This window comes from Vicinamibacterales bacterium (assembly GCA_036496585.1).
Taxonomy (GTDB): Bacteria; Acidobacteriota; Vicinamibacteria; order Vicinamibacterales; family 2-12-FULL-66-21; genus JAICSD01.
The window spans coordinates 1-2,355 of record DASXLB010000019.1; the positions used below are offsets into that span (position 1 = coordinate 1).

The window sequence follows — 2,355 nt, forward strand, 5'->3', positions numbered from 1 at the left end:
GACGCGTGATTGGCCCGGTGCTGGGTAGCGCGTGGTGCCTCGCCTACCTGGTGGAGATCATCCGTCGCGCCGCGGCGCTGTATGGTTTCTAGCGGCGAGTTGACCGCCGACGAGATCGCGGTGGACGAGGGGAAGGCCGAGGATCAAGGCCCTCGACGCGCGCAGGAAAGAGTTGCAGGCACACCTCGAGATCCCGCCCCAGCGCGGCCCCTTCCTCGGCAGCTAGCGAAACGAGTAGGCTAGGCTGAATGTCCGACGACCACGCCGACGATCGACGGCGCATTCTCGACCGCGCCAATCGGATGCTGAATCAAAGCCGCACGCTGCGGAAGCTCGCGGACGAACTGAAAGAAGAAAGCGGGGTGATCCGTAAGAGCGCGAAGACCCTGAGTCCCAAAAGACGCGCGACCAAAAAGCGCGGCTAGCGCGCTAGCGCCCCTTCTGCTTTCTTCGGCTTCAGCGGCTGAGGCTTCTTGTCCTTCGGCGGTGGGGTGTCCGCATCAGATCGGACAGGGCTTCCTCGAACGTCCCGGGAAGCTTCAGGAGTTCACGCTTCGTAATTGCCTATAGTCCGGCCCTAATCCTTCGTTAGCTCGGCTCGCACTCTTGCTGCCAACAGGTCGAGTTAGTTTTGAAGCAGGGTCTATCAGCGATCAAGCACAAGAGATTGATGAGTGCTTCGGTTCATTCGGGCCTGCGAAGCGCCAGCTTGAGGGGCTCAAATCAGGCTCCTCGCTTGTCGTCGAGCACCGACACGTCGATGCGCACGAGCTGGACGCCGGCTTTGAAGGAGGGGCGCTGGCGTTCCTGCGCCATCGTTGCGGCGCCCGTGCACCCGACGGCCACCAGCAGCATCGCGACTCGCGGCGTCACTTGATGCCTTCGCTCGTCGTCACCTTGAACTCGCGGAAGTCGGAGTAGGTGGCGCGGCCGGTCAGGACCTGACGCGTGGCGGTCACCTCATAGGTCTCATCCATGACCGTAGGCACCCACAGATCCCGCTTGTCCACGCGCGCATACGTGACCGCGGTTCGCGACCGGACGGCCTGCGCCCCGCCCGAATCCATCGCCAGCTCGGTCTTGACGATGCGGCCGCCGTTGGCCATGTCGATCCAGATGGTCCCCTGCGCCGGGACGTCATCGCCCGTGCGTATGAGTCGTGGCTGCAGGCGCTCGGTGAACTGCAGGGTGACGCAGTCGATGCCGTTGACGCGCTCGGGTTTGCCGAGGTGGAAGGCCGAGCGGGCCTGGTTCGCGCCCCGCAGGAAGAGCAGCGCCGTCATCGGCACGTTGATCGTGCGGTTGATGTGGGTCGTCTCGGGATCGAGGTTGTAGCGCGCGCTCTCGATCGCGATCTGCCGTGCCTGCTCCAGCGAATCGGGCGTTACGTTCTGGAGAATGTGGCTGAGCCGTTCTTCGCGCTCGCGCACCGGCTTGCCGTCGACTTCGAAGACGTCGCGGAACGCGACCCACCCGCGTGCGCCCATGCCGAGGGTCATGATGTTGGCGCGCGTCCTGCGGATGATCGGCGGCGCGTTGACCGCCATGTTGGGGCGGTTGATCGCGCCAGGGAGCGGCGCGACCGCCTGTTCGTACTGCTCTTCGGCGCCGATGGCGCTGATGCGGTGTTCGTATCGATCGAGATAGGCCGCCGCCGCGTCGAGTGCCGCGTCGAGCTCCGGCGTGTGGACCGTCGGGGCCATCACCGGCGCGGGCGACGTGACCGCGAAGGCCACCTCGCGCGACGCCTCGACGCGGGCCTGCTTCGCGTCGAGGCGCAGGATGTAGGCGCCGGGCGCGAGGCCCTTCATCGGTAACGAGAGGCGCACGTCGGCCTGGCGTCCCGAGAACGACGCATTGGGCAGCGACTGGTGTTTGACGCGCCTGCCCTGGCCGTCCAGTACGGTCACATCGAGCGCGACCCGCTCCGCGTCCGTGTCGCCCGCGCGGTAGACGCGGAGAAACGCCCAGGCCGGGGTATCGGCACGGAACACGCGCGCCGTCGTCGGCACGATCGGCATCGCGGGCGCGCCTGGCTGCGGCGGCGTGGTGCTCTCGCGAGTCCCGAGGACGAGGTCCGACAGCGCGAGGCTGCCCGTGTCGAAGGAGGGCACGGTGAGATGGGTGAAGACGCTCGCCGCTGCCTGTGTCTCGCCGTTCATCACTGCGGCGCGCAGCTCGTAAACGCCCGCCGGCAGCGTTACGAAGGTCTGTAACTCGACGAACGCGGAGTCGCCGGCCGTCGAGTACGGGACCTGGACGGTTCCGGTCTGTCGTGCGCCGCCGGCCGTCTTGCCGTGCTCGTCGCTGGCCAGCACGGCGATTTCGAGCGGAATCGATCCGGATCTGTCGGCG

General features: G+C 66.6%; 3 protein-coding genes. 1 reads left to right on the forward strand and 2 read right to left on the reverse strand.

What is annotated here, in order from left to right; genetic code table 11:
* Positions 1-248 precede the first annotated feature (248 nt).
* Positions 249-425, forward strand: coding sequence for a hypothetical protein (locus VGI12_05895; protein ID HEY2432187.1), 177 nt, complete (start codon positions 249-251; stop codon positions 423-425).
* 298 nt (positions 426-723) lie between these two features.
* Here the strand turns inward: VGI12_05895 and VGI12_05900 are convergent, their stop codons facing one another.
* Complete coding sequence (locus VGI12_05900; protein ID HEY2432188.1) at positions 724-873, reverse strand: hypothetical protein; 150 nt, start codon at positions 871-873, stop codon at positions 724-726.
* A partial coding sequence (locus tag VGI12_05905) for a hypothetical protein (protein ID HEY2432189.1) occupies positions 870-2,355 on the reverse strand: 1,486 nt, incomplete at its 5' end. The genes VGI12_05900 and VGI12_05905, both read right to left, overlap by 4 nt.